The organism is Bombilactobacillus bombi (assembly GCF_013607485.1).
GTDB classification, from domain to species: domain Bacteria; phylum Bacillota; class Bacilli; order Lactobacillales; family Lactobacillaceae; genus Bombilactobacillus; species Bombilactobacillus bombi_A.
Genome location: NZ_SCHP01000101.1, coordinates 1 through 2,296 on the forward strand (window position 1 = coordinate 1; position 2,296 = coordinate 2,296).

The 2,296-nt window shown below is 26.0% G+C and carries 2 protein-coding genes; both read right to left on the reverse strand.

Annotated features, from left to right (window positions below; all coding sequences use genetic code 11):
- Positions 1–1,714: glycoside hydrolase family 65 protein (locus EQ827_RS08460; protein ID WP_181190545.1), on the reverse strand; the 1,714-nt coding region annotated here is incomplete at its 3' end.
- Between the two features lie 222 nt (positions 1,715–1,936).
- Positions 1,937–2,296: helix-turn-helix domain-containing protein (locus tag EQ827_RS08465; RefSeq protein WP_181190546.1), on the reverse strand; the 360-nt coding region annotated here is incomplete at its 5' end.

Here is a 2,296-nt window from a genome sequence, read left to right on the forward strand (position 1 = left end):
GTACATCCGGTTGTTTTGCAACCTGATATCTATAAATTGTTAATGGATGGTAATGCAATAAGAGCGGATAATTTTTTTGGGGGATATCTTTAAATGGCCACTTAGGTTTTGATAAAAAACTGTCATCTTGAGCACTTATTTTTAATTTATTATTATAAGGTAAATATACAATATCTGATAAATAATTAAAATATTCTATTTCTTTCCAATTAGTACCATAATTTGTAATATCATATCCTAGTCTTTCTAATTCAAGAGCATACCTCTTAACAATTTTTAAATTGTACTTAGCCATAACATTAGTGTAATAGTCATTATCAACTAAAGCTGTATATTCATCAGGTCCAGTAACAGTTAAAAATTTAAAAGTATTTGATTCTTTGTCTATAGTGCCATATTCTCTCCAAAATCTGGCAGTTTCTAATAATAATTCAAAACCATATTTAACTATAAAATTAATATCTTCAGTGCATTTATAATAAAAATCTACAGCGTAAGCTATATCTGCATCTATATGATATTGCGCTGTGCCTGCAGGAAAATATGCCGAAGCCTCCTGTCCGTTGATAGTTCTCCAAGTGAATAAAGCTCCTTTACTAATTCCTAAAGTGTAAGCTCTTCTTTTAGCCTCATTAAGAATGTTGTATCTATATTTCAATATATTTCTAGCAATTTTATAATCATTCAAAGCAAAAAATGGCAATAAATACATTTCTGTATCCCAAAAGTAATGTCCTTCATAACCATCGCCACTCAAACCTTTTGCAGGAATACTTAGTTGATTTTGACGTGATCCTGATTGATATAACTGAAAAATGTTATATATCATAGCAATATTCAAATTTTTCTGAGCATTATCGAATTCTAATAAACTATTGTTCCAAACCCTTTCCCAATAAATTCTATTATCAGAAATAATTTTTTTGAAGTTTATTTCATTCAAGAAAGAGTAATCGTTTACATTTTCGTTTATATTGCTAATATAATTATAATAAATGATTGAATTATCAGATTTTATCAATGATAAATCTATAAATTGTTTATTTAGGACTTTTGCATTATCACAAAAAAATGCGTATGTTACAAATTTATTAGAATTACTAGTTTGTATATTACAACTGTAAAAATTGTCTTTTTTTAAAATTTCCTTAACTCTAATTTTATTAGTAAAATTTGACTTTCTTGGATCCATATTAATATCTCTTGCATATTCTTTATCCATATTATTCAATTTTGTGATTTTTACTTTTCCACTGTACGATTCAGGTTCTAGATCATACTTAATAGCGTAATAATTTGTTTTATATTCATTTATAACTGATTTTACATTCAACTTAATTGTTTCATTTTTACTATTTTCCAGTAGGTACAATTCGTTTAAAATTCCGGTCTTCATATCTAAGTTCACATCTATTAATTTACTCCTATTAAATATTAATCCTTCTAAATCAGAAATTTCAATTCTTCTTAAATTAGGTAAATTTACAATAGTTTGTGATCGTTTGGCATAGCCAAAAGCCGTTTCACCATAAATTATTTTTCGACTTTCAAAAAATCCGTTAATTAATGTACCATTAGAATCACTAACTGGAGAAGTCATACGTACGCCAAACTTTCCATTTGATAAAGAAAATATTGTTTCTAAAAAATCTATATTATGCAACTTCTCTGGAAAAAAATCTAATTTTAAATTAAAAATACTTTTATCGCTCAAAAGCACCACCTCCTTAGACTTAATTCAAAAGAGATAACTCCTAGGATTAACTCTTAACTTAAAGATACTAAATTATATAAATTAGTCCAATCCATGTTTATAACGAATTTATTACCATTTTTGACATCGTTTTCAAAAATAAAAATAATGAATATCCAAAATAAACGATAAGGATATTCACTATAAAATTTGGCATAATAATTAAATTGTTAATTAATACCACTAACCCTCAACAAAATTACGATATTTCATAGGAGTCATTTTATAATATTTTTTAAAAGCTACATAAAAATTCTTATGAAGGAAACCTGTTTGTTTTATTATCTCATCAATACTATAGTCACTATTACGTAATAACTCAGCAGCTTTACTCAAACGTAATTGCATTAAAAATTTTTTAGGCGATATGCCTACATACTTTTTAAAATATCTAGAAAAATATTCCGAAGAAAAATTAAAAGTGGAAGCAACATCCTTAATTTGTAAAGATTCATTGTAATATCTATTAAAATAATTCAAAATTTGTTTAATATCAGTAGGTATTGAAACCTTTTCCCTTAGTTCATATTTACTAACATTTCT